Below are 21979 nucleotides of genomic sequence, written 5' to 3'. Positions count from 1 at the left end.
ACTATATGTCCGAGCAGCAGACCACAAACCTGATTGCGAATCGTTATTTTTGACAAAACATACCAAGCGACGCTATGCGCCTGACCATTGCTAAAAAGATCGCCGTTACCATCACAACCGTGGTGATGCTCAGCATTGGCACGATGGCATGGATCACTAGTCAGAACCTAAAACGCGGATTCATTTCCTACCTTGGCGAAGTTGAACAACAGGATTTGAAAAAATTAAGTCAGTTGCTAGCAGAAGACTACCGACGTGTTGGTAATTTTGATCGTTTTTATCATGACCGCGAAGGCTTACAAGAATTACTTGAGCAGTTACATCAGCGCCCATCCAATAATAACAACGTAAATAATCCATTATCAATCGCTGCAGGAGACCAGTCACAACTAACTAGACCAAGCACACTGCCACAACGTATACATACTGATCCGATGGGCTTTGCACAACGACTAGCGCTCATCGATGCCCACGGCAAGATACTCATTGGATCGCCAGATACCGCTGATGCACCCGATGACAACCGGCAAAATATTATTGTCGATAAACAGGTTGTAGGAAGTCTCCGACTTGCGCCATTACAGAATATTTCCAATACCAGCGGCCTCGATTTTGTGCGGATCCAGATTCAACAAACAATCTGGTTAGCGATTGGCCTCGTCTTGATTGCGCTGATCTTATCGATCTACTTGGCGCGACACTTGCTGCGACCATTAAAGTCTTTACATAAAGTCGCAAAACGCATTGCAAAAGGTCAGTTTCAGGCCAGGGCTGAAGTGCTTAATCAAGATGAACTGGGAGAATTGTCCAAAGATATCAACAGCATGGCGAAGTCGCTACAACAGAACCAACTACAGCGACGACAAATGCTTGCAGATATTTCACACGAACTCAGAACGCCACTGACCGTGATTCTGGGAGAGATTGAAGCACTGATCGATGGTGTCAGAAAATCGACGCCAGAAGCCATGGCGTCGCTGCACGCAGAGGTGATCCATTTGAACAAGCTCGTCGATGATGTACGTCAATTGACCCTCGCCGATGCCGGTGATTTACGCTACGAGTTTGCAAGAATTGATATCACCAGCCTGTTGAGATCGGTCTTGCAACGGTACACTCTACGCTTACAAAAAGCAGGACTAACGATTCAGACCGACTTCCCTCCTGAGTCAGCCTTTGTCCGCGCTGATGCCGGACGGCTTACCCAAGTGATCAGTAATTTGCTGGAAAACAGCATCCGTTACACCGATAACCCAGGCACGCTTCTGTGCTCCATGACGACTAGCAGGAACTTTGTCGATATCAGCATTGAAGACAGCGCTCCTGGAGTCCCCGCACATGCACATACCTTGCTTTTTGATCGGTTATACCGAGTTGATCTGGCACGTAGCAGAGCCCACGGCGGAAGCGGTCTCGGACTATCGATTTGCAAAGCATTATTGAGTGCCCATGATGGGGATATTGATGCAATGCCGTCACTGCTCGGCGGTCTCAAAGTACTGATTCGCTTGCCTCTGATTAAGTAATAAGACAATGATAAACGACACCTTACCTCAGCGCATTTTGATTATTGAAGATGATTTAAAAATTGCAGCATTGCTGCAAGATTACTTTGCAGCTAGTGGCTATCTGGTCGAGCAACAACATGATGGAAGATCCGGACTCGCTTCTGTACAACATAACCCACCAGATCTGGTATTACTCGATTTGATGCTCCCTCACATGGATGGCATCACAGTTTGTCAGTCAATCCGAAAATTCAGCCAGATTCCTATCATTATGCTAACCGCCAGAGTAGAAGAAGTTGACCGTCTGCTTGGTCTGGAAGTGGGCGCTGACGATTATGTTTGCAAGCCATTCAGTCCACGCGAGGTCGTTGCGCGAGCGAAAATCCATCTGCGTCGCCATAGCGGGAAAACACCCTCCGCTTCTGGCTTTTCAGTTGATCCCGCCGGACAGCGTGTATTGTTTGAGGGAAGTACATTACCATTAACACCTGTCGAGTACCGCTTATTGGCTGAAATGATCAGTCATCCCAACCGCGTATTCTCACGCCAGCATTTGCTCGACATCGCCCATGAAGACCAACGCGATATCAATGATAGAACGATAGATTCTCATATTAAAAACATCCGCAAAAAGATTCAAAGCAAGCTCCCCGAACCCGAGTGTCTGCACTCAGTCTACGGTGTAGGCTACCGCTTCGAGTTACCGTCCTCACATCGGTAAACACAAGCGATAGCCTTAAGACTAGTGGTCTTAAATTGTTGCGCCGAGACGCGTACCTTGGTTAATCGCACGTTTGGCATCGAGCTCTGCGGCAACATCTGCTCCACCGATTAAGTGGACGTTTTTACCTGCCGCTTCAAGTGCTGCTTGTAAATCTCGGCGTGGTACCTGACCAGCGCATAAAATCACATTATCGACAGGCAGTGTTTTTTGTTGACCATCGACCGTCACATGCAAACCAGCATCGTCGATTTTGTCATAAGTCACGCCAGCAAACATATGCACACCATGGTTCTTAAGACCAGTACGGTGAATCCAACCCGTTGTTTTGCCGAGACCATCACCGACCTTAGAAGTCTTACGCTGTAACAGATAAATATTGCGTAGTGATTTTTTAATATGTGCTTCTGTCAGACCACCTACGTGTTTGTAGTTGGTATCGACGCCCCACTCCGCAAAGAATTTTGTAGGATCCAGACTAGCACTCTGCCCCGCATGGCTCAGATATTCTGCAACGTCAAAGCCAATGCCGCCTGCGCCGATAATCGCGACAGTTTTTCCGACAGGTGCTTTTTCTTTGATCACCTCGATATAACTGAGCACTTTTGGATGCGTAACGCCTTCAATCTCAGGTGTGCGTGGAGTGATACCGGTCGCTAACACGACTTCATCAAAATCAGCCAACTCGTCAGGTGTGACAAACGTGTTCAGACGCAACTGAACGCCAGTTAATTCGATCTGTTTTGCGAAGTAGCGTAGGGTTTCATAGAATTCTTCTTTACCTGGCACCTGCTTGGCGATATTAAATTGGCCACCGATTTCTGATGCGGCATCAAACAAGGTCACCAAGTGACCACGTTTTGCGGCTGTTGTCGCAAAACTGAGGCCAGCAGGACCCGCGCCGACTACGGCGATTTTCTTCGGTGCGGTAACTGGTGCATCGATGATCTCTGTTTCGTGGCACGCACGTGGATTGACCAGACACGAAGTCAGTTTGCCGCCAAAGGTGTGGTCGAGACAGGCCTGATTACAGCCGATACAGGTATTGATTTCATCAGCTTTTCCTTGTTCTGCTTTGCGCAAGAACAGTGGGTCTGCCAGCAATGGACGCGCCATCGACACCATGTCACAGAAATTGTCTGCCAATAATTGCTCAGCCACTTCTGGGGTATTAATACGATTTGTCGCCACCAATGGAATAGTCACATGGCCTTTGAGTTTTTGCGTGACCCACGCAAAAGCAGCACGAGGAACTTTGGTCGCGATGGTCGGAATACGTGCTTCGTGCCAGCCGATACCGGTATTAATGATGGTGGCACCTGCGGCTTCAATCGCTTTTGCTAACTGGATGACTTCTTCTAATGTAGAGCCACCTTCCACCAAATCGAGCATGGATAAGCGATAGATAATAATAAAGTTCGTGCCGACCTTTTCACGAATGCGACGCACGATTTCGACTGGAAAACGCATGCGGTTTTCATACGCGCCACCCCATTCGTCATCACGCTGGTTAGTGCGCGCAGCAATAAACTCGTTGATCAGATAACCTTCTGAGCCCATCACTTCTACACCGTCGTATCCCGCGAACTGTGCCAGACCTGCGCAGCGTACAAAGTCACCAATGGTTTCTTCGACTTCTTCTGTCGTTAAAGCATGCGGCGTGAAAGGATTGATTGGTGCTTTGAGTGCACTTGGCGCAACCAGACTTGGCTGGTACGAATAACGGCCAAAGTGAAGAATTTGCATCGCAATCTTACCGCCCGCTGCATGGACTGCGCTCGTCACAATTTTATGGTGTTCTGCTTCTGCTTCAGTGGTCAACATGGCTCCGCCGTGCATAGGACGTGCACGTTCGTTAGGCGCAATACCGCCAGTCACCATCAGTGCTACGCCACCACGCGCGCGTTCAGAGTAAAACGCCGCCATCCGTTCAAAGCCATTGTCCACTTCTTCAAGACCAACGTGCATAGAACCCATCAACAGGCGATTCGGTAAAGTCGTGAATCCCAGATCTAATGGCTTTGTCAGGTGAGGATAAAAAGACATGGCGTTTCCTTCTTCGTTAAGTGGGAGATACCCAACAGCGTTGTGAGCGGTGTTGGGTAGGTGGTGTATGTAGAAATAATAAAGAAAAGAATAGCGAAAGAACGTTGTTTATGCAACCAGTTGCATATAAAATTGACGTTAAACCACATCGAGCATGCACTCTAACTCTGCCTTTTTATGTCTTTACAGCACGCTTTATTAACTTCTCTGGTCGAAAAACCCTGTTCGGGCTACGAACTGGCGCGCCGCTTCGATAAATCTATCGGCTATTTCTGGCATGCAACGCATCAGCAAATTTATCGCGAACTGGCCCGCATGGAAGAGCAAGGCTGGGTACATTCAATGGAGGTTGAAGGGGGGCGCGCAGGCAAACGCGAATTTGCCGTCTTAGCCGCAGGTCGGCACGAGTTGCAGCGCTGGGCAAGTGAGCAAAGTGAGCCGATACGCCTACGCGACGACATGATGGTCAAACTGCGAGCGGATGCCGCTGTGGGACCGCTGGGACTGGCTGACGAATTTGAACGCCGCCTGCGATTGCACGAGCAAGAACTGCAAACCTATCGAGAGATTGAGCAACGCGACTTCAGCGCCGTAACGCTCTCCCGTGAATCACAGGTGCATTATCTGATTCTGAAGGCCGGTATTGCCTTTGAAGAAAGCCGCGTGCAATGGACCAAAGAAGCTATTGCGATGCTACGGGACGATGAGAATACCTCCTTGGATGACGCAGACATACAGCCATAAAAAGGGCTCGCTGGTATTGACCAGGCGAGCCCTTGTTCACATTATCGTTGTAACTTAGTAAGTCGATGCCAGATTAGCGGTAGAACGCGTCGACCTTGCCTTTCAATTTAATCAACATCGGCTTCCCCTTGCGATCGAGGGTTTTGCCAGCGGACACTTTGATCCATCCTTCGCTGATGCAATATTCATCGACATCCATACGTTCTTTGTCGTTGAATTTGATACCAACATCGTGCTGGAACACGTCACGGTTAAAAAAAGGGCTGCTTGGATCAATCGACAAGCGGTCCGGTAATGGGGGGAGTTGAGAGATATCGTTCATAGCCGCAATTATCTACCAGAATCAAACCAAGGACAACTTCCCCACCCTTGACCTAATACATCGCCCGAATCAGATGATTAATCAGCGCACCACCAACAATCAGATACGCAAACATCATGGCAGCTAATAGGAGCGGTTTGACGCCTGCTTGACGAATGGCTTTCGCATGCGTTGCCAGACCTAAAGCGGCAGTTGCCATGGCGAGGACCCAGGTATCGAGACGGAGACAGAATTCGCTGACTGCGATCGGCAGGACGTGCAGAGAATTGATACCGGCGAGAGCAATGAATAACAGCGCGAACCACGGAATGGTGATACGCGTTTTTGCATGACATTGCTGATCAGCCTGTCCCTGATGTTTTTTGCTATCCCACCAGAGCGATAAACAGACCAGAAATGGGGCAAGCATCATGACCCGCAACATCTTGGTAATGACAGCGGAGGCAGCGGTATTGTCGTCCATCTGCATACCAGCGGCGACCACCTGACCGACATCATGCATGGTTGAACCGGTGTACATGCCAAAACTTTGTGCATCGACTAACCAGCCAAGCTGATGATTGAGCTGAAACAGTAAAGGATAGATAAACATCGCCAGCGTCCCAAATATCACCACTGTTGATACAGCAACGGCCACTTTGGCCGCGTCCGCTTTGACGACTGACTCAGTCGCCAGAATCGCAGAAGAACCACAAATAGCGCTACCTGCACCAATTAATATAGAAGTTTTGCTATCAAGTTTTAGTACACGGGTACCGATTTGATAGGCTAGAAAAAATGTCGAACACAGCACCACCGCATCAATCAGCATCCCTGCCCACCCTACCTGGCTGATTTGCTGAAAGGTAATTCGGAAGCCATACAACACGATCCCAAGCTGCAGCAGAGTTTTCTTGGAGAACAAAACACCTTCGCACGTCTGCGCCGCGATCTTCGGATAAACGGTATTGCCGACCATCATCCCTATGAGTAACGCCAGCGTCAACGCGGAGGCGTGGCTCTGTTGAGCAAACTGCGTATGACTCACGCTCACAGCAATAGCCGCGATGCTAGCTGTTAATCCGATGCCAGTTACTACAACGGCGTGTTGATTGGGCTTATTCATGATGATTGCCTATTTGTTATAAGCTTATGCGGAAAACGTTTAAGTGACGCCAGTGTAGTTTCCTTGCTTAAATAGGTAAAACAGATTATTTTTATAATCAATATCGATTTTTCCGATTAACTAGCGTCTTGCCTCCCATTCAACCGATCGCTGTTCTATGCATATCACCCTGCGCCAACTCGAAGTCTTTGTCGCCATTGCGCGCTCTGGGAGCGGTACAGCCGCCGCCAATCAATTAGCCTTATCACAATCAGCGGCCAGTAGCGCACTCAGCGACCTTGAAAACCAACTGGGCGAGCCGCTCTTTAATCGTATCGGTAAGCGTCTGCAACTCAATGAAAACGGGCGTTATCTGTTACCGAAGGCAGAAGCCTTGTTGGAGGGAGCGAACGATATCGAGCAAAGCTTTAAAACGGGCGTTCCCATCCGTTTGCGCCTGTATGCAAGTATGACCATCGGTAACGACGTTCTACCTGGCTTGGCAGCGCAGTTTCTCAGGCAAGAGCCCGACAGCCGTCTGGAGATCGCGATCGGAAATTCGCAGGATGTAACCGAAGCCTTGTTGAGCTTTCGCGCGGACTTTGGCCTAATTGAAGCCCCATGCCACGACAGCCGCCTCGTCGCGGAACCCTGGTTACATGATCAGATGCAATTGTTTTGCCATACCTCTCACCCATTGGCGAATACGACACCTGAACTATCGCAATTAAAACAGGCCGCATGGATACTGCGCGAACCGGGCTCAGGTTCGCGTGAAGTCACAGAAGCCGCATTTGCGCCACATCTAGGCGTACTTAATAGCGTATTAGAATTGGGGAGTGCCGAAGCAATTATGCGTGCGGTCAGTACCAGTTTGGGCATTGCCTGCGTCTCTGAACGCGCGATCCATGACAAATTACTGAGCGGTGAATTCGCCCCCATTCATACTCCATGGGCGCAACTGAGCCGGCGATTTTATCTGGTCTATCACCAGGAAAAAATCCTCTCTGGTGGACTGCGACGGTTTCGGGAGCTGTGTCGAATGAGGTTGATGGAGGAGAGTAAGGGGGTGGAATCGACGTGAGCAGGAGATGAGGATAGTAGCAAAAGCAAAAAAAACGATCTGCGACTATCCCCTTTTTCATTTTTTTAAGTCTTCGCAGTCGCCTTTTTTGTCGTCGCTGACTGCGTTGTTTTACGCGCTGCTGGCTTCGCTTCTAATTTCGCTTCCGCCTTTACCACCCCTTTAGTCGTCGTTTTGCTGGCTGCTTTGGTTGTCGGTTTGGTTGTCGGTTTGGTTGTCGGTTTAGTTGTCGCGTTGGCTGCTGTCCTCGGCTTACTCTTCACCTCAGCAACAGACGTTTTCGCTACGCCAGGCTTCGTCGGTATCGCCGGTGTCACGATACCATTCGGAAATACTGGTTCGCTTTCAAGCGCTTTGCTGACCGCCTGTTTAAATTGATCCTGTAACAATCCCCACCACGCGGTTGGCGTCGAAAATGGTGCGTTGTTATCCGTAGCGGCCGCCGCTTGTGGCGTTTTTACGGGTTCCTGATTGGCGCTTGCGGCAGGCTCATTGTGCTCTGGCGGCATAGCTACCTCATCGTCTTCCTCATCGTCAACCGCTGGCTCAGGAATCTTCTGACCACCAGATGGCATCGGCCAGTCTGCATTATTGCTTTGCTGTCGTGGCTCCGCTGGCTTAACAGGGGGTGTCGTTGCCTGCTGCGCATGCTGGGCAAAGGTTTCTCCGAGTGACTGCAGTGCTGCAAGCGTCGCTCGTTGAACTTCTAGTGCCTGTATCGTGCCGCGCAGCATGTTCATGTTGACGTTCAACCAGGATTCGACGGTCTTCAGATCTTTGATTTTTTTATCGAGTTCATCGACCGACATCGGCGGTGCAACCATCCCCGGAATGTTCATACTACCCCACAGATTCTTAATAAATCCCAGTGGATCACCCATCGAATTTGTGCCGGATGCATCATTACCAGAAAACGGATTGCTCATCAAAATACTCCTCAATATTGGGTGGCCTTACGATTATTTTTGGGGCTATTCTTTTGCGGTGTTCTTGTGCAGTTTTGTTAGTTTCATTACATTACTTACTCATCTTGCATGAGCTGGGCAATGCCGTCAATCGAGAATCAAAAAAAGCCTCGGTTCTAAAACCGTAACCGCTGCCTTCGTTATCGAAACGGGTACCCATTTCACCTTTCTTTTGCATCACCGACACATACAAGGGCTGCAGCAATTGATGATCTTGTGCCCGCATTTGTGCCTGATGAAAGCCGTTATTAAAACTAGCCCCTTCCAAGGCTCTGGCAACAGGTGCCGCCTCGGTTGAATGTGCTTTCTCTATCGCTCGGCGCAGCATGTCCATCATGACGTGCATCCGCATGAACAAGTAATCGTCCTGAGGATTTGGATAACGTGACCTGAACGTCTGATAAAAAGCATCACTGTCCTTGCCGCCAACATTCGGATGCCATTCTGCCACGGCGCGCACGCGCCCGACACCGGCGTCACCAATCGCCGCGGGAGCGCCAAGCGCATTGGCATAAAACGTATAAAACTTCAGATTCATCCCCGCTTCTTTAACGGCTTTAATCAGCAAGGTCAGGTCATTCCCCCAATTACCCGTCATTACCGTATCAGCGCCACTGGCTTTGATTTTAGCGGCGTACGGCGCAAAATCTTTGATTTTGCCAATGGGGTGCAGGTCTTCGCCAACAATGTGCATATCTGGCCGCTTGCTGCTCAGCATAGTGCGAGCACTCTTATTGACGCCACGCCCAAAACTATAATCTTGTCCAATCAAATAGACATTTTTCGCACGCGAATCATTTTTGATGACGTCAGTCAGAACCTGCATACGCATATCCGCATTGGCATCAAATCTGAAATGCCAAAAACTACATTTTTCATTGGTGAGCGCAGGATCAACCGCCGAATAATTCAGAAATAACACGCGATGGTCCGGCGAACGTTGATTGTGTTTATTGATGGCATCAACCAATGCCAATGCCACAGCAGAACTATTCCCTTGCACAATAAACGGAATGTGCTGATCAGTCGCCTGCTTTAAGGCATTTAAGGACTCTTCAACGCCTTGCTTATTATCAAACATGATGAGAGAAAGACGATGCGGTCCATCGGGCAACAATACGCCACCTTGGGCGTTGATGTTGTCGATTGCGAACTGAATATTCCGTTGCACAGCCTGACCGGCATTGGTAAATGTGCCGCTTAATCCGTCGATCATGGCGATACGAACCGGTGGCAAAAATGCGGAGACTTCCGCTGCTTCCTTGGCGAAGGCGTCTTGCATTGGCACGGTCAACAATGGAACAACACAAATGACGATACAACAGACGCGTTTTATCGAAAATGAAGAGAAAGAAAAACGCATGGTATTATTTTTCAAAGAGGAAATCAGAATGACATGAAAGATGAATCGAACCCCTGACCCACATCAATATCAAGGCGCATCGCAACCGTCTGCAACGGTCATCTATTTTACCCGTATCATTAACAAGCCAGAGCGCGACGCAGGACACAGATCAAGAACATCAACCCAGGCTGTATGACATTGTTTTCCACTTCTCAGTTGCAGTCACGAATTCCACTCAGAATGATGACATTTGCAGGTCTTGCCCTGCTCTGTCATTGGTTACTTTGGGACGGACTTTCGGAGATAACGACATTACCTCCACCGCATAGTTCAGAACAAAAAGAAGTCACGGTGCAATTGTTGAATGTAGCCAATACCGCTACGTTGCAAAAACTCACGCCAGTCCTAACGACCAACGAACCCGCTGACACCGTTAAGCATGCCAAAGCGCACGCTCCGAAAAATGAACAGATTGTGGAACAACAGCATGCCCCAAGTGACAGCGCAGTTTCTACAGCAACACTTGTATCCCCCTCTGATACCTCACAGCCCGCAGCGATATCAACAAAGGTATCCGAAGAATTTGTTGTAACATCGACGACATCTGCTGTTAAGACCACACAAGTAGCTGAAAATCAGACAAAACAAGAAGAGGTCATCGACCTATCCAATCTGCACATTGTGCCACCACCCTCTGGCACAATGGAGATGAAACTGGTCTACGTTGCGAAAAATCTAAATCCTGTCTACGGCATGGGTAGAATCCAATGGACGATAAAAGACAGCAGCTATGAAATGCATATTGACGCGTCACTTGATCTATTACTCACGACATTGCGCCTGTATCAATTGCAAAGTGAAGGCAACCTAGGACAACATGGCATTGCACCGCTACGCATGACTGAAAGCCGTCGCGGCCGCAGCGAGACAGCGACACATTTTCATTATGATACGAAGATGATCAGTTTTTCGGCAAACGCAAATCAGGTAGAAATGAGTGCCGGCACGCAAGACAAAGCAAGTATCTTTATGCAACTCGCAGGTATCGGCGTCGCTGCTCCCGAACAATTTGTCTCAGGCAAAAAGATGACAATACAAGTTGCAGAAAATCGCGAGGCAGAAAAATTTCAATTTGTGGTTCAGGGACAGGAAGAAATCACCACGCCATTAGGAAAAGTGCAGACCTGGCACGTAACACGACCTCCTCGTCCGGGCTTTTACAATTCGACATTAGAACTCTGGTTTGCACCCGCGTATCATTGGTATCCATTGCAAATCCGCAATACGGAACCAAATGGCGCAGTCACCACTCAAACAGTGACACAGATTCAGTTCACTCCCTCTCTGGAACACTAACATGCGCTTTCGCTCCCTCCCTTCAATCACGCTTTGTAGCACGCTCTTTTTGCTTGGCGCGCTAAAGACAACATCTGCATTGAGTGCTGACAACATCAATAAAGTCGCCTTTCAGCTTCCTCCTGCAGCTGAATTGCAATACAGCATTAAAGCTAAACAAAGCGGTATTTCGCTAGGCGGATCAGCGAACGTCAAATGGTTGCCAGCGAACCACACCTATCAGATTCTGACCGAAACACATGCCAATTTATTTGGCAAAATTCTCGATGCCAGCAGCATTGGTGGTATCGATGAATTTGGTCTCGCGCCTGAAAAATCGATCGAAAAACGCCTCGGTAAGCAAGCGACCACGACGACATTTGATCGTGACAGCAAAACCATCCGTTTTACCGAATCGCAGGAGTCTTACGTCATCAAAGGTGGCGAACAAGATCGCACCAGCGCCACCTGGCAACTCGTTGCACAAGCGCGTGCTGCCGGCGATAAATTTAGGCCAGGTTCCGAGTGGAAGATGTTTGTCGCGGGTCGCCGTGATGCGGAGCCATGGAGTTTCAAAGTCATCGCTAACGAAAAAATCACCACAGCAATGGGCGAACAAAATGCCGTTCATATCAGCAAAGCCCCCCCACCAGACTCGAAAGGCCAAGCACTTGATATCTGGCTCGCGCCGGATCTTGAATGGTACCCGGTCAGATTAAAGTTCAGCGACGCTAACGGCGAATTTATTGATCAAATGCTCGACAGTGTGAAAAAGCTGTAAATACACAGTCATCCTTTCTGACTGTGTTACTCAAATAAAGGCATGCGCAATATTGATTTGATGCGCAGGCCTGATCCCTTTTCCATGTCCTTGATACGGGGCTCAACACCGCCCAACTTTCTCATTGAGTGCGAATACTTCTTTGACATGGCACGCCCTTCCAAGTCACAATTTTTTTGTGCAACATTGGAGCAGATCAATAAGCTGTGCGGAGAACGCGCTATGATTTTCATCAAAGTTGCAAAATAAAATTTCTTCGAGGCAAAATTTTTCGTTTCCGTACATTACTTTCGAAAAATATTGGCAAAATAGCAGAAAAATTTACCATTTTTTACTTAAAAAAGTTGGCTATAGGCTATTCTAGTACGCTTAAGTGTCGCTAAATTTTATTAAACATGGCTTACGTCCAAGCGTTTCCTCATTTTCGAGTGCGTCATCGTTACCTCAAGGCAACTTACCAAGAAAAAATAACGCGCTTGGGCACTGACTTAGTTTGGATACCCGAAATTGAACAATCAGTGGTGCAATTTGGCGATCGTTATCTACAACGCATGTTTTCTCTGCAAGAATTACAGGATTGTCGCCAAGGACAGCAACTGAATTATCAAAAGCTGGCAGCCAGAGTGGCGGCAAAAGAAGCCACGATGAAAATATTAGGTTTAAATAAAGATACCGCACTTCCCTGGAATTCGATTGAAGTAACCCGTAACGCAAATGGCCTCCCGGGCTTACGATTGCATCGCGAAGCGCAGGCCTTAGCCCGTACGGCAAGGCTAGGAGAATGCATCCTGAGTCTCAGTCACGAACATGAATATGCGATAGCAACTGTGATCGCCAACGTCAATGTAAGGGTCATGGATAAGACACACAGGAACACACGTTCATCAAGCAATGAAGTAACTATCATCCATGTTGATCAACGATGATCCATGATTTTTGCAAAACTCATTCCATTTTAATTAAGTAATCGAGAGACTTTTATGAGCAAAGAACAAATCCGTCAGGTATTAAAAGAACACGGTAAATTTTCCGCTGATATCGATACGATCGCAGATGATGCCGATTTATACGAAGCGGGTATGACCTCGCACGCCAGTGTCAACGTCATGCTGGCACTGGAAGATACTTTTGATCTCGAATTTCCTGACCGGATGCTTAAACGCAGCGTGTTTGAAAGTATTAACGCCATCAACGCTGCCATCGAAGAATTGACTTCCTAACATGAAAACCGAAACCGCCAGTTCAACCGCCTCTACTCTACTTACTTCTGCGCGCTCAGTCGCACGCGACTTTGCGGCGCCGCATGCCGATGCGGTTGACCAAGAATCACGTTTTCCGATCGAGGCAGTCAACGCCCTGAAACAAGCAAAATTATTAAGTGCGTATGTCCCGGCTGAACTTGGTGGCGCCGGAGCCAGCCTGAGTGAGTTAGTCGACATCTGTGATGTACTGGCACGCCAGTGCGCATCCACAGCCATGGTCTATGCCATGCACCAGATTCAGGTCATTACCATCGTCGAACACGCCTTAGACCACCCTTGGTACCGTCAATATCTGAAGGATCTGGTTGAACATCAGTATCTGATTGCCTCCGTCACATCTGAGGTTGGTGTGGGTGGTGAAATGCGACGTAGTCAGTGTGCAGTCGACATCAACGGTTCACTTTTTTCATTAATGAAAGATGCGACCACAATTTCTTATGGTGCACAGGCAGATGATTTGTTAGTGACAGCACGCCGTCATCCGGATGCGGCAAATAGCGACCAATCATTGATTCTGGTACGCAAGGCAGATTACACGCTGGAACAAAAAGGTCAATGGAACACGATGGGCATGCGTGGTACGTGCAGTCCACCGTTCCTCATGACTGCCAGCGGCGACGTCGCGCAGATTATGGAAGTGCCATTTGGTGCTATGTCAGCACAAACCGTGGTACCCGTATCGCATCTTTTATGGGGTGGCTGCTGGACGGGTTGTGCATCAGCAGCGGTCAATAAAGCACGCGCTTTTGTGCGTGGTCAAGCACGCGCTCATCCTGGCACGGTACCACCGACGGCACTACGCCTCGCCGAGTTAGTCAGTATGTTGCAAAGCTTACGGACGTCAGTACAAGCATGTCTGACTGAGTACGAACAACTGTCTGCTGAAGATAATGCCGCCAATGGCGTCTTGTCATCGATCGCTTACTCACTCAAAATGAACAACTTGAAAGTAGATGCAACACAAGCCTTACCACAGATCGTTATCAAAGCCTTATCGATCTGCGGCATCCTGGCCTACAAAAACGATACTAAATTTAGCATGAGCAGACATTTGCGTGACGCGTTGTCTTCCATGCTGATGGTAGGTAATGACCGTATTCTGGCGACCAACGCCAATCTATTACTTGTTCTCAAAGACGACTAAACATAACAACAAGGAAGCCCATGTCTATCGATTTTTCTCCTGAAATTCTGACCAATGATCTGGTCGAAGCTGGTCATATAATTCCAGTCGGCGTGCAGGGTATTTTTGGTCGTGGTCCGGTATTTGAAAAAGTACTACGTCAGTTTGATGACTATGTATCACGCGTCGCAGCTGAGGATAACGCCACCAAGATGTCATTCCCACCTTGCCTTGATCGTAAGGTGTTAGAGCGCAGTGAGTATCTCGATTCTTTCCCGCAATTAGCGGGGACTATTTTTAGTTTTACCGGCAACGAAGCGCAGCATAAAGAACTGATCGACAATGTACACGAAGGTCGTCCATGGACGCATCTACAAACGATGACAGGCGTATGCCTGACACCGGCCGCGTGCTATCCGGTCTATCCAAGTTTCAATGGCACCTTGCCAGCCGAAGGCAAGCTAGTCGACATGCAAAACTGGGTGTTCCGCAACGAACCATCACCAGAACCTACACGCATGCAGTCTTTCCGCGTCCGTGAATTCGTCCGTGTCGGTACGCCTGATATGGTCGTCGCTTGGCGTGATACATGGCTACAACGTGGTATCAACATTCTGCGCTCACTGGAACTGCCAGCGCATTCTGAAGTCGCATCCGACCCCTTCTTTGGTCGTGGCGGACGTATGTTAGCGGCGAATCAGCGCGAACAACAACTGAAATTCGAAGTCGTGGTGCCAGTGATCTCACAAGAAAAGCCTACTGCCGTTTGTTCCTTTAATTATCATCAGGACCATTTTGGTAAGCTGTTCGACATTAAAACGGCCGAAGGTGACGTGGCACACACGGCATGTCTCGGTTTTGGTCTGGAACGTATCGTAATGGCCTTATTTAAAACCCACGGCATGGATATTGCCACGTGGCCAACCACAACCCGTGACATTCTTGGTTTATGACTCTGTGCGCTTTACCAAAAATTGATTACACGGCCTATCAACCTCACGCGCTCCACGGCGCGGAGCGGGCGTGGGCTGAGACCAATTGCTATATCGACGTCTGGGTGGAAGTCTTGCATGCGCAAGGACTCAACCCATTGGCTTGCCTAGCGATGGTATTCGCCAATGACTTTGATGGCGATCAGTGGACGTTTTACAAGCCACCGCATGAAGATCTGTTTGCGTTGTATGGCATCGATGTGCAAGAACTAAATGTTTGGCGCGGATTATTGCCGAATGCCTGCGAACAATTAAAGCGTGGCCGTCTGGTACTGACCGAAAGTGACGCGTTCTACTTGCCTGATACATCCGGCACAGATTACCGCACCAACCATGTCAAAACGACAATTGCGATCCAGGAAATCGATCTGGACGCACAACGCATGGGGTATTTTCATAACAGCAGTTACCACTCGTTGCAGGGCGAAGATTTTATTGAAACCTTCCGGGTTGGCAAACCGTATGACCCGACTTTCATGCCCTTGTTTGCTGAATTTGTCCGGCTTGACCGCGTGCAACATCGAGACGAAACCGCGTTAGCTACCATCTCACTGGGACTGTTGCATAAACACCTGGCGCGTCACCCTGAGAACAATCCGATACGTGCCTTTGAACCGGTATTTTTACGCGACGTTGAAGCGCTGAAAGAGGAAGGTCTGGCTGCTTATCATGCATATGCGTTTGCCACCTTGCGCCAGCTTGGTGCTGGGTTTAGTCTGGGTGCACAATACCTGCGCTGGCTGGAACAACAAGGTCAGGGCGACTTCAGTAGTGCAGCACAAGAATTTGATCTCATTTCAGAAACCACCAAAACCTTATTGCTGAAAACAGCACGTGCAGTAATGGGAAAAAGAACCGTCGATCTGGCACCATTAACGACGCAGTTGGCAAACCATTGGGATCAGGGGATGGTCGCACTTGATCGTTGCCTGCATAAGGTGACCTGACCTATGTTGAGTCGTACTCCTGACAGTCACGAAACGCACATACTCATTGCCGACTGGCGCATGTACATCACGTCGCCATCATCATGTTCGGTTCCATCTGAGCTAAAACAACAGCAGACACCAGAATGGCCAGCACAGGTGCCTTGCACGGCCGCATCTGCGCTACGCGACGTCGGGCAATTTCACTACGATGAATGCCAGTTTGACGCACGCGATATCTGGTTCAGTTGTGAGACAGACATCAGCGAGGATTGCGCCTTCATCCATTTCGACGGCCTAGCTGGTATCGTCGATGTGTTCTGGAACGACACCTTGTTGGTACGCTACGACAATATGTTTGTGCGGCACAGTCTGGACGTACAGAGGCACCAGTTACGTGGCAAGGGTGTGCTCAGTTTGCGCTTCGTTGCGCTCAATACCTTACTAGCAGAACGTCGCCCACGACCACGCTGGAAAACAAAATTAGTCGAACAGCAGCAATTACGCTGGCTACGAACCAGTCTGATTGGTCGTATGCCAGGCTGGTCGCCACCAGTACCTGCGGTCGGTCCTTACCGTGACATCACGATTGAACAACGGCGCAAGCTCCGCCTGCATCACCATCATTTACAAAGTAAATTGATGGGTACAGATGGCATTGTAAAGGCGACCTTCGTCTTTGATGCTCATCCCCACATCCAGCAAATCAGGCTGCATGTCGGTGATCGAACGCAGGAACTATGGATAGAAAAAAATACCGAGGGCAAGCTGGTGGCCAGCGGCGAACTGGTCTTGACGGATGCCCAGTGGTGGTGGCCGCACACCCATGGCAAACCCCATTTATACACGACCTTTGTCGAAGTGATCAGTCATCATCCGAGTGAGCAGCCATCACAGTTTTTTTCTTTAGGGGAACTCGGTTTCCGGCAGATTCATGTGGTGCAGTCCAACGATGACTTCCATTTGCATGTCAACGGCGTATCGGTCTTTTGTCGCGGTGCATGCTGGACACCTGCCGACTTCTTATCGTTGAATGCAGACGAAGCGACACAAAAAGCAATGCTCACATTAGCACGCGATGCGGGGATGAATATGCTACGTGTCGTCGGAACGATGGTCTACGAAAACGCGGCGTTTTATCGTTTATGTGATCAACTCGGTATTCTGGTGTGGCAAGATTTTATGTTTGCTAATATGGATTATCCGGTCAGTGATCTGCAGTTTGCACTCAATATACAAAACGAAGCAGAACAGTTTTTACAGCGAACACAGATGTCGCCGTGTATCGCTGTCCTGTGTGGTAACAGTGAAATCGAGCAACAGGCGGCGATGTTAGGACAACCGCAAGAGCGCTGGTGCAATACCTTTTTTGCAGAAACGCTGCCGCAGCTTTGTCATGAACTGCGATCCGATGCACTTTACTGGCCCTCGAGCCCCTCCGGTGGCGTGATGCCGTTCCAGGTTGATGCAGGCGTCGCCCATTATTTTGGGGTTGGGGCGTATTTACGTCCTTTAGACGATGCCCGTCGCAGTGGTGTCCGGTTTACCTCGGAATGCCTGGGCTTCTCCAATATGCCCGAAGAAAATTTGATTGACGGTCTATTAGCCAATGGCGTTGTACCTGGTCCGCATCCTGACTGGAAACGTCGTGTGCCGCGTGACCACGGCACCGGCTGGGATTTTGAAGATATCCGTGATCACTATATGGCAAGCCTATATCGTGTTGACCCGATGCGCTTACGTTATGCCGAACGCGAACGCTATCAGGCGCTCGCACGGACAACAACCGGTGAAGTGATGGCGCACACAATCCATGAATGGCGCCGACATGGATCAAGCTGTCACGGCGCATTAATTTGGTTCTGGCGCGATTTGTGGGCAGGCGCAGGATGGGGTGTGATCGATGCACTTGGTCAACCCAAGGCGGCTTATTATTTTTTAAAACGGGCGATGGCACCGCTGTCGGTGTTCTTTACGGACGAAGGATTAAACGGCTTAGCACTACATATCATCAACGATACTGCTCACGACTTCAGTGGTGAAATTGAGTTGCGTCTCTACAAGCATGGAGAAGTTTGTATTGCCCGCGCCCGTCAAGAAGTCACGGTTTCTGCCCATAGCAGCCACATGATACGTGCCGATGCAGTGTTGCCTTACTTTCTCGACACCAGCTATGCATACCGCTTTGGACCAGCAGGCCATCATCAAGCCGCAGTACATCTTTATCAACGGGGCGTCGATACACCGCTTGACAGTGATTACCATTTCACAAGCGGTCACGACCTGCCCGTTGAACGTGATCTGGGCATCAGTGGAACGATAATACAGGATGAGAAGGGTGAACTGATCTTGTCTCTGCAGACTGTACGTCTGGCACAGGCGATCTGTATTTCAGCCCCGGGTTTTTCACCGGACGACAATTACTTCCATCTCAGTCCCGGAGTACTAAAGCACGTGCGTCTCCATGCCGTTACGACCGACACCGTACCGAAGGTCAGTGTCATGGCATTGAATATGCAAAGCAGTATTAAGTGCCCGTTGAATATTAATCCCTCACTATTAGAATAATCGACAGGTTAACGTGGTCGCTCAATTTCATCCTAGTAAAGATATCTTATTGACCCCTCAGGCTTTATGGTTTGGGGATGAGCTGGCACCGCTACTTGGCTGGTACCACCCGGCACGCCAGTGCGATCTTGGTGGTAGCAGGCAGTGCGGCGTCGTTCTTTGTCCGCCGTTTGGACATGAATACATGGTGTCTTATCTGTCCTATAAGCATCTGGCCATAGCGCTCGCAAGGGCGGGCTTTGATGTACTTTTTTTTGATTACAACAATAGTGGTGATTCAGCCAATGCCGAGGGCGACCGGGTGGCACTCTGGCAAGCCAATATCTTGGCTGCCTCTCGTCAACTACGAGATATCGCTGGAGTACAACACATTAGTTTGTTTGGTTTACGCTTAGGTGCATTGCTCGCAGCCAGTGTTGTCAATGAAGTTGAGGCCGCGGCCTTAATCATGTTTGCGCCAGCGGTATCAGGACGGGCGTATTGCCGAGAATTGCAACTACTGCGGAACATGAGCGCGCTGCAAGCGGATACACCAGCGCTCAATCAAGAACTGACATCGCAAGTCACAGAGGATGAATTAACTGGCTACGAATTTAGCGCAGTAACACGCAGCAGTATCGCAAAATTAGACATGTTAAAGATGCCGGTACCGGAAATTCCCGTGTTAATCATCGCCCGCGACGACGTGATCGGACAAGAAGAAAAACTTGTTGCCCACTGGGGACAAACCAATGCACACGTGCACCTGAGCACCAGCCCTGGCTACGCCACCATGATGCCTGCTGACGCCTATGCAACAAAAGTACCCAATGAGTTATTGCTCGATGTCGTCGCTTGGCTCACCTCGCAGTTCGACATTCATCCTACACAGCCCAGCATTGCAAACACCGTCAGAACCAGCACCCGTATGCAGTTCAACGAACACACTGTGATCGAAGAATTGGTGACATTTGAGGGGCTCGTTGGCGTTGTCAGTCGTCCAGAACAACACAATCCTGCCCAACGCACGGCAGTTTTGCTGACCAATATCGGCGCAAACCACCGCGTAGGAACGCATCAGTTGTACGTCAATCTGGCACGCTCGATGGCAGCATCCGGATTCATTGTGCTCAGATTCGATAAGTCGGGCATCGGCTACAGCAAAGCCAATGCAGACGGCAAAGAAAACGATGTGTATGGAACGAGTGGCCTACCTGACATGCAATCGGCGATGCAGTTTTTAAGGAATCACTACGATACAGAGAATTTCATTGCAGGTGGCTTATGTTCCGGCGCCTATTTCTGCTATCTGACGGCACTGGCTGAACCCGACATCAAAGGCTTAATTTTAATGAATCAATTGGTCTATCACTGGAACGAAGGTGATAGTCTCGATATACGTAAAAAACAATCGATTAAATCAACGCATTTTTATGTCAAAGCGATCCGCAGTCTCCACACATGGAAACGGCTCTTGCGCGGACAGATTGAGTTTAGAAAGATTTTTGTCAAGCTGTCGAAACGGGTACAAAAACGACTACATATAATGTCGCAGGCATTCGTGACAAAATTTGTAGAAAGTCATCATTTTCTCGGGAAAATAGCACGACAGTTCAGGCAGATGGAAGCCAGAGGTACCGAGATTTTAATGATAATGGATGCCGGTGATAGCAGCGTTGATCTGATGACTGAAAATTTTGGCAGACATGGTGTACTTTTGGGTAAGAGCCCAAGAATCTGCTTAGAGATCTTTAAGGGCTCCGATCACACGTTCACCCCACGATGGGCGCAACAACACGTGATTAAGCTCATTACTACACACTTTTCTGAACGGTTTGAAGTGGGTTCTGCAACCGTGGAAAAATAAATTTCCAGACCACAATCGTTTCAAATAGCTCAACAAAAATAAGGGCAAAAATGGCGCCGGATGTGCCCCAATGCGGAATCGTGTAAGACGTGATTCCGATCACCAGCAAAAAAGTGACTGATCCCAGATAAAACATGGATCGAAACGCGCCGCCGCTCATCAGCCATGTCGTACCAATCCAACGGACTGCATTCACGGCAAAATAAGCGCCCCACATCATCATAAGGGGGTTCAGACCATGGTACTTGGTCTGACTGCCGATCCAATGAATCTCGATATAAGGAAAAGTCACCAACAAAAGCCCGACATAGGCGATAACAATGAATTCGATGCCCGCAATAGAGAGAAAGGTGAATTTTTTGAGACGATCCCATTGCTGAGAGGCAATCAGGCGCCCCGCCTCGGGTTTGGCAACTCTTGACCATGCCGCGACAATCAACGGAATCGGCATCAACAAGGTGCGGGATGCATTGAGATCAGCGACAGCTTCACTATTCATCCACAGCTCGGCCAGATACAAATAACTGTAGTTTGTCAGCCATCCTACAATCACTCCCACAACTGCCCAGCGGCCGTGTCCGGCAATGGTGGACTGATGCTGCGCGATCAGTGCCATATCTTCGTTATCAATCTCTGCTTCTGTCGTCGCCGTACGCTCACGCAATCGTTCAATACTAAATAAAGCGGACAAAAATGAGGCGCCAGCCAGTATTGCAAAGACAAAAATCACATCGACGTGCTGATCGGTAATTAAAATCCCCAACCCAGCGATAACGGCCAATACATAGACGATGTCCTGCCGGAAGACGGTACGTAGATCGGACTGGATAAAACCGACTGTCCGGCCATACTCGCGTAACCCATTGCCGATAACATAACAAGCAAAAACCACCCCAGTAAATCCAGTAATGTTGATATGGGAGCTAAAGACCGGAATAAACTCCACTGCCAGAAAAGTACCGGCACCCATCCACAACGTACAAAAGACTTGCCGATACCAATATCGCCGCAACAGAATTTTTTGCGCACTTTCGTGGACGACATTGGCGACCGTTGAGAGCGGACCCGCGATCCACGAATCAATGACCAATCCAACCAACAGTCCAACGGCATACAAAAGACTGTACAGCCCGTATTCACTTTTTTCGATTAAACGCCAAAGCAGCATGCCGATGAGCAAGTTCAATGCGCTCAGCATGCCTTGATCAATCACTGAAATAAAAGAAGTGGAAAGAAATTTTTTAGAAAAATTCATGGGGTTGCGTTAACATTCGTATCAGGCGAACCTTACCATCACTGTAGCCAGATGTAAAAAGAGTTTCCGTAT

At 48.9% G+C, this 21979-nt stretch carries 19 protein-coding genes; 13 read left to right on the top strand and 6 right to left on the bottom strand.

Annotated features, from left to right (window positions below; all coding sequences use genetic code 11):
* Positions 1 to 74: 74 nt before the first annotated feature.
* Entirely contained in the window at positions 75 to 1526 is a 1452-nt protein-coding gene (locus tag ACO0KV_RS10405) for an ATP-binding protein (RefSeq protein ID WP_423042460.1), read from the top strand.
* Positions 1527 to 1533: 7 nt separating this feature from the next.
* Entirely contained in the window at positions 1534 to 2229 is a 696-nt protein-coding gene (locus ACO0KV_RS10400; protein WP_423042459.1) for a response regulator, read from the top strand.
* 30 nt (positions 2230 to 2259) lie between these two features.
* On the opposite strand, the gene ACO0KV_RS10395 is transcribed toward ACO0KV_RS10400, so the two are convergent.
* The gene (locus tag ACO0KV_RS10395) at positions 2260 to 4275 is read right to left on the bottom strand and encodes an FAD-dependent oxidoreductase (protein WP_423042458.1); all 2016 of its coding nucleotides are present in this window, start codon (positions 4273 to 4275) and stop codon (positions 2260 to 2262) included.
* Between the two features lie 177 nt (positions 4276 to 4452).
* On the opposite strand from ACO0KV_RS10395, the gene ACO0KV_RS10390 reads away from it, so the two are divergent.
* Positions 4453 to 5019, top strand: a complete 567-nt coding sequence (locus ACO0KV_RS10390) for a PadR family transcriptional regulator (protein WP_423042457.1) — start codon at positions 4453 to 4455, stop codon at positions 5017 to 5019.
* Positions 5020 to 5092: 73 nt separating this feature from the next.
* Here ACO0KV_RS10390 and ACO0KV_RS10385 read toward each other — a convergent pair whose 3' ends face one another.
* Both ACO0KV_RS10385 and ACO0KV_RS10380 read right to left on the bottom strand, forming a co-directional pair.
* On the bottom strand, positions 5093 to 5341 hold the full coding sequence (locus ACO0KV_RS10385; protein ID WP_423042456.1) for a DUF3297 family protein: 249 nt from the start codon (positions 5339 to 5341) through the stop codon (positions 5093 to 5095).
* 52 nt (positions 5342 to 5393) lie between these two features.
* Positions 5394 to 6446: a YeiH family protein gene (locus tag ACO0KV_RS10380; RefSeq protein ID WP_423042455.1), complete on the bottom strand. Its 1053-nt coding sequence runs from the start codon at positions 6444 to 6446 to the stop codon at positions 5394 to 5396.
* A gap of 157 nt (positions 6447 to 6603) precedes the next feature.
* Here ACO0KV_RS10380 and ACO0KV_RS10375 point away from each other — a divergent pair, with 157 nt between their 5' ends.
* Entirely contained in the window at positions 6604 to 7509 is a 906-nt protein-coding gene (locus ACO0KV_RS10375) for a LysR family transcriptional regulator (RefSeq protein WP_423042454.1), read from the top strand.
* Positions 7510 to 7574: 65 nt separating this feature from the next.
* Here the strand turns inward: ACO0KV_RS10375 and ACO0KV_RS10370 are convergent, their stop codons facing one another.
* Together ACO0KV_RS10370 and ACO0KV_RS10365 are read right to left on the bottom strand one after the other, a co-directional pair.
* Positions 7575 to 8435 carry a PhaM family polyhydroxyalkanoate granule multifunctional regulatory protein gene (locus tag ACO0KV_RS10370; protein WP_423042453.1) on the bottom strand — a complete coding sequence of 287 codons (861 nt, stop codon included), beginning with the start codon at positions 8433 to 8435 and terminating at the stop codon, positions 7575 to 7577.
* A 91-nt stretch (positions 8436 to 8526) separates the two neighbouring features.
* Positions 8527 to 9756: a branched-chain amino acid ABC transporter substrate-binding protein gene (locus ACO0KV_RS10365; protein ID WP_423042494.1), complete on the bottom strand. Its 1230-nt coding sequence runs from the start codon at positions 9754 to 9756 to the stop codon at positions 8527 to 8529.
* Positions 9757 to 10059: 303 nt separating this feature from the next.
* Between ACO0KV_RS10365 and ACO0KV_RS10360 the strand changes: the two genes are divergently transcribed.
* From ACO0KV_RS10360 to ACO0KV_RS10320, 9 genes are all read left to right on the top strand, one after another.
* Positions 10060 to 11175: a DUF3108 domain-containing protein gene (locus ACO0KV_RS10360; RefSeq protein WP_423042452.1), complete on the top strand. Its 1116-nt coding sequence runs from the start codon at positions 10060 to 10062 to the stop codon at positions 11173 to 11175.
* Position 11176: 1 nt separating this feature from the next.
* Entirely contained in the window at positions 11177 to 11935 is a 759-nt protein-coding gene (locus tag ACO0KV_RS10355; RefSeq protein ID WP_423042451.1) for a DUF3108 domain-containing protein, read from the top strand.
* Positions 11936 to 12330: 395 nt separating this feature from the next.
* Entirely contained in the window at positions 12331 to 12861 is a 531-nt protein-coding gene (acpS, locus tag ACO0KV_RS10350; protein WP_423042450.1) for a holo-ACP synthase, read from the top strand.
* Positions 12862 to 12915: 54 nt separating this feature from the next.
* Positions 12916 to 13155, top strand: coding sequence for an acyl carrier protein (locus tag ACO0KV_RS10345; protein ID WP_423042449.1), 240 nt, complete (start codon positions 12916 to 12918; stop codon positions 13153 to 13155).
* A 1-nt stretch (position 13156) separates the two neighbouring features.
* A complete protein-coding gene (locus ACO0KV_RS10340) occupies positions 13157 to 14341 on the top strand; it encodes an acyl-CoA dehydrogenase family protein (protein WP_423042448.1) in 1185 nt (394 codons plus the stop codon).
* Between the two features lie 20 nt (positions 14342 to 14361).
* Positions 14362 to 15273: an amino acid--[acyl-carrier-protein] ligase gene (locus tag ACO0KV_RS10335; RefSeq protein ID WP_423042447.1), complete on the top strand. Its 912-nt coding sequence runs from the start codon at positions 14362 to 14364 to the stop codon at positions 15271 to 15273.
* The gene (locus ACO0KV_RS10330; RefSeq protein WP_423042446.1) at positions 15270 to 16259 is read left to right on the top strand and encodes a DUF1839 family protein; all 990 of its coding nucleotides are present in this window, start codon (positions 15270 to 15272) and stop codon (positions 16257 to 16259) included. Before ACO0KV_RS10335 ends, ACO0KV_RS10330 begins: the two co-directional genes overlap by 4 nt.
* A gap of 3 nt (positions 16260 to 16262) precedes the next feature.
* Positions 16263 to 18806 carry a glycosyl hydrolase 2 galactose-binding domain-containing protein gene (locus tag ACO0KV_RS10325; protein WP_423042445.1) on the top strand — a complete coding sequence of 848 codons (2544 nt, stop codon included), beginning with the start codon at positions 16263 to 16265 and terminating at the stop codon, positions 18804 to 18806.
* Between the two features lie 13 nt (positions 18807 to 18819).
* A complete protein-coding gene (locus ACO0KV_RS10320; protein WP_423042444.1) occupies positions 18820 to 20652 on the top strand; it encodes a serine aminopeptidase domain-containing protein in 1833 nt (610 codons plus the stop codon).
* Here the strand turns inward: ACO0KV_RS10320 and ACO0KV_RS10315 are convergent.
* The gene (locus ACO0KV_RS10315) at positions 20600 to 21907 is read right to left on the bottom strand and encodes a lipopolysaccharide biosynthesis protein (RefSeq protein ID WP_423042443.1); all 1308 of its coding nucleotides are present in this window, start codon (positions 21905 to 21907) and stop codon (positions 20600 to 20602) included. The genes ACO0KV_RS10320 and ACO0KV_RS10315 overlap by 53 nt on opposite strands.
* Between the last annotated feature and the right edge of the window lie 72 nt (positions 21908 to 21979).

Source organism: Undibacterium sp. RuRC25W, from assembly GCF_049339825.1.
In the GTDB taxonomy this organism is placed as follows: Bacteria; Pseudomonadota; Gammaproteobacteria; order Burkholderiales; family Burkholderiaceae_D; genus Undibacterium.
This window is presented reverse-complemented; position numbering and strand designations above follow the sequence as displayed.

Excerpts from the sequence above, each read along its gene's own strand:
- ACO0KV_RS10405 (WP_423042460.1), top strand. The coding sequence starts at position 75 with ATGCGCCTGACCATTGCTAAAAAGATCGCCGTTACCATCACAACCGTG.
- ACO0KV_RS10400 (WP_423042459.1), top strand. The coding sequence starts at position 1,534 with ATGATAAACGACACCTTACCTCAGCGCATTTTGATTATTGAAGATGAT.
- ACO0KV_RS10395 (WP_423042458.1), bottom strand. The coding sequence starts at position 4,275 with ATGTCTTTTTATCCTCACCTGACAAAGCCATTAGATCTGGGATTCACG.
- ACO0KV_RS10390 (WP_423042457.1), top strand. The coding sequence starts at position 4,453 with ATGTCTTTACAGCACGCTTTATTAACTTCTCTGGTCGAAAAACCCTGT.
- ACO0KV_RS10385 (WP_423042456.1), bottom strand. The coding sequence starts at position 5,341 with ATGAACGATATCTCTCAACTCCCCCCATTACCGGACCGCTTGTCGATT.
- ACO0KV_RS10380 (WP_423042455.1), bottom strand. The coding sequence starts at position 6,446 with ATGAATAAGCCCAATCAACACGCCGTTGTAGTAACTGGCATCGGATTA.
- ACO0KV_RS10375 (WP_423042454.1), top strand. The coding sequence starts at position 6,604 with ATGCATATCACCCTGCGCCAACTCGAAGTCTTTGTCGCCATTGCGCGC.
- ACO0KV_RS10370 (WP_423042453.1), bottom strand. The coding sequence starts at position 8,435 with ATGAGCAATCCGTTTTCTGGTAATGATGCATCCGGCACAAATTCGATG.
- ACO0KV_RS10365 (WP_423042494.1), bottom strand. The coding sequence starts at position 9,756 with ATGCAAGACGCCTTCGCCAAGGAAGCAGCGGAAGTCTCCGCATTTTTG.
- ACO0KV_RS10360 (WP_423042452.1), top strand. The coding sequence starts at position 10,060 with ATGATGACATTTGCAGGTCTTGCCCTGCTCTGTCATTGGTTACTTTGG.
- ACO0KV_RS10355 (WP_423042451.1), top strand. The coding sequence starts at position 11,177 with ATGCGCTTTCGCTCCCTCCCTTCAATCACGCTTTGTAGCACGCTCTTT.
- acpS (WP_423042450.1), top strand. The coding sequence starts at position 12,331 with ATGGCTTACGTCCAAGCGTTTCCTCATTTTCGAGTGCGTCATCGTTAC.
- ACO0KV_RS10345 (WP_423042449.1), top strand. The coding sequence starts at position 12,916 with ATGAGCAAAGAACAAATCCGTCAGGTATTAAAAGAACACGGTAAATTT.
- ACO0KV_RS10340 (WP_423042448.1), top strand. The coding sequence starts at position 13,157 with ATGAAAACCGAAACCGCCAGTTCAACCGCCTCTACTCTACTTACTTCT.
- ACO0KV_RS10335 (WP_423042447.1), top strand. The coding sequence starts at position 14,362 with ATGTCTATCGATTTTTCTCCTGAAATTCTGACCAATGATCTGGTCGAA.
- ACO0KV_RS10330 (WP_423042446.1), top strand. The coding sequence starts at position 15,270 with ATGACTCTGTGCGCTTTACCAAAAATTGATTACACGGCCTATCAACCT.
- ACO0KV_RS10325 (WP_423042445.1), top strand. The coding sequence starts at position 16,263 with ATGTTGAGTCGTACTCCTGACAGTCACGAAACGCACATACTCATTGCC.
- ACO0KV_RS10315 (WP_423042443.1), bottom strand. The coding sequence starts at position 21,907 with ATGAATTTTTCTAAAAAATTTCTTTCCACTTCTTTTATTTCAGTGATT.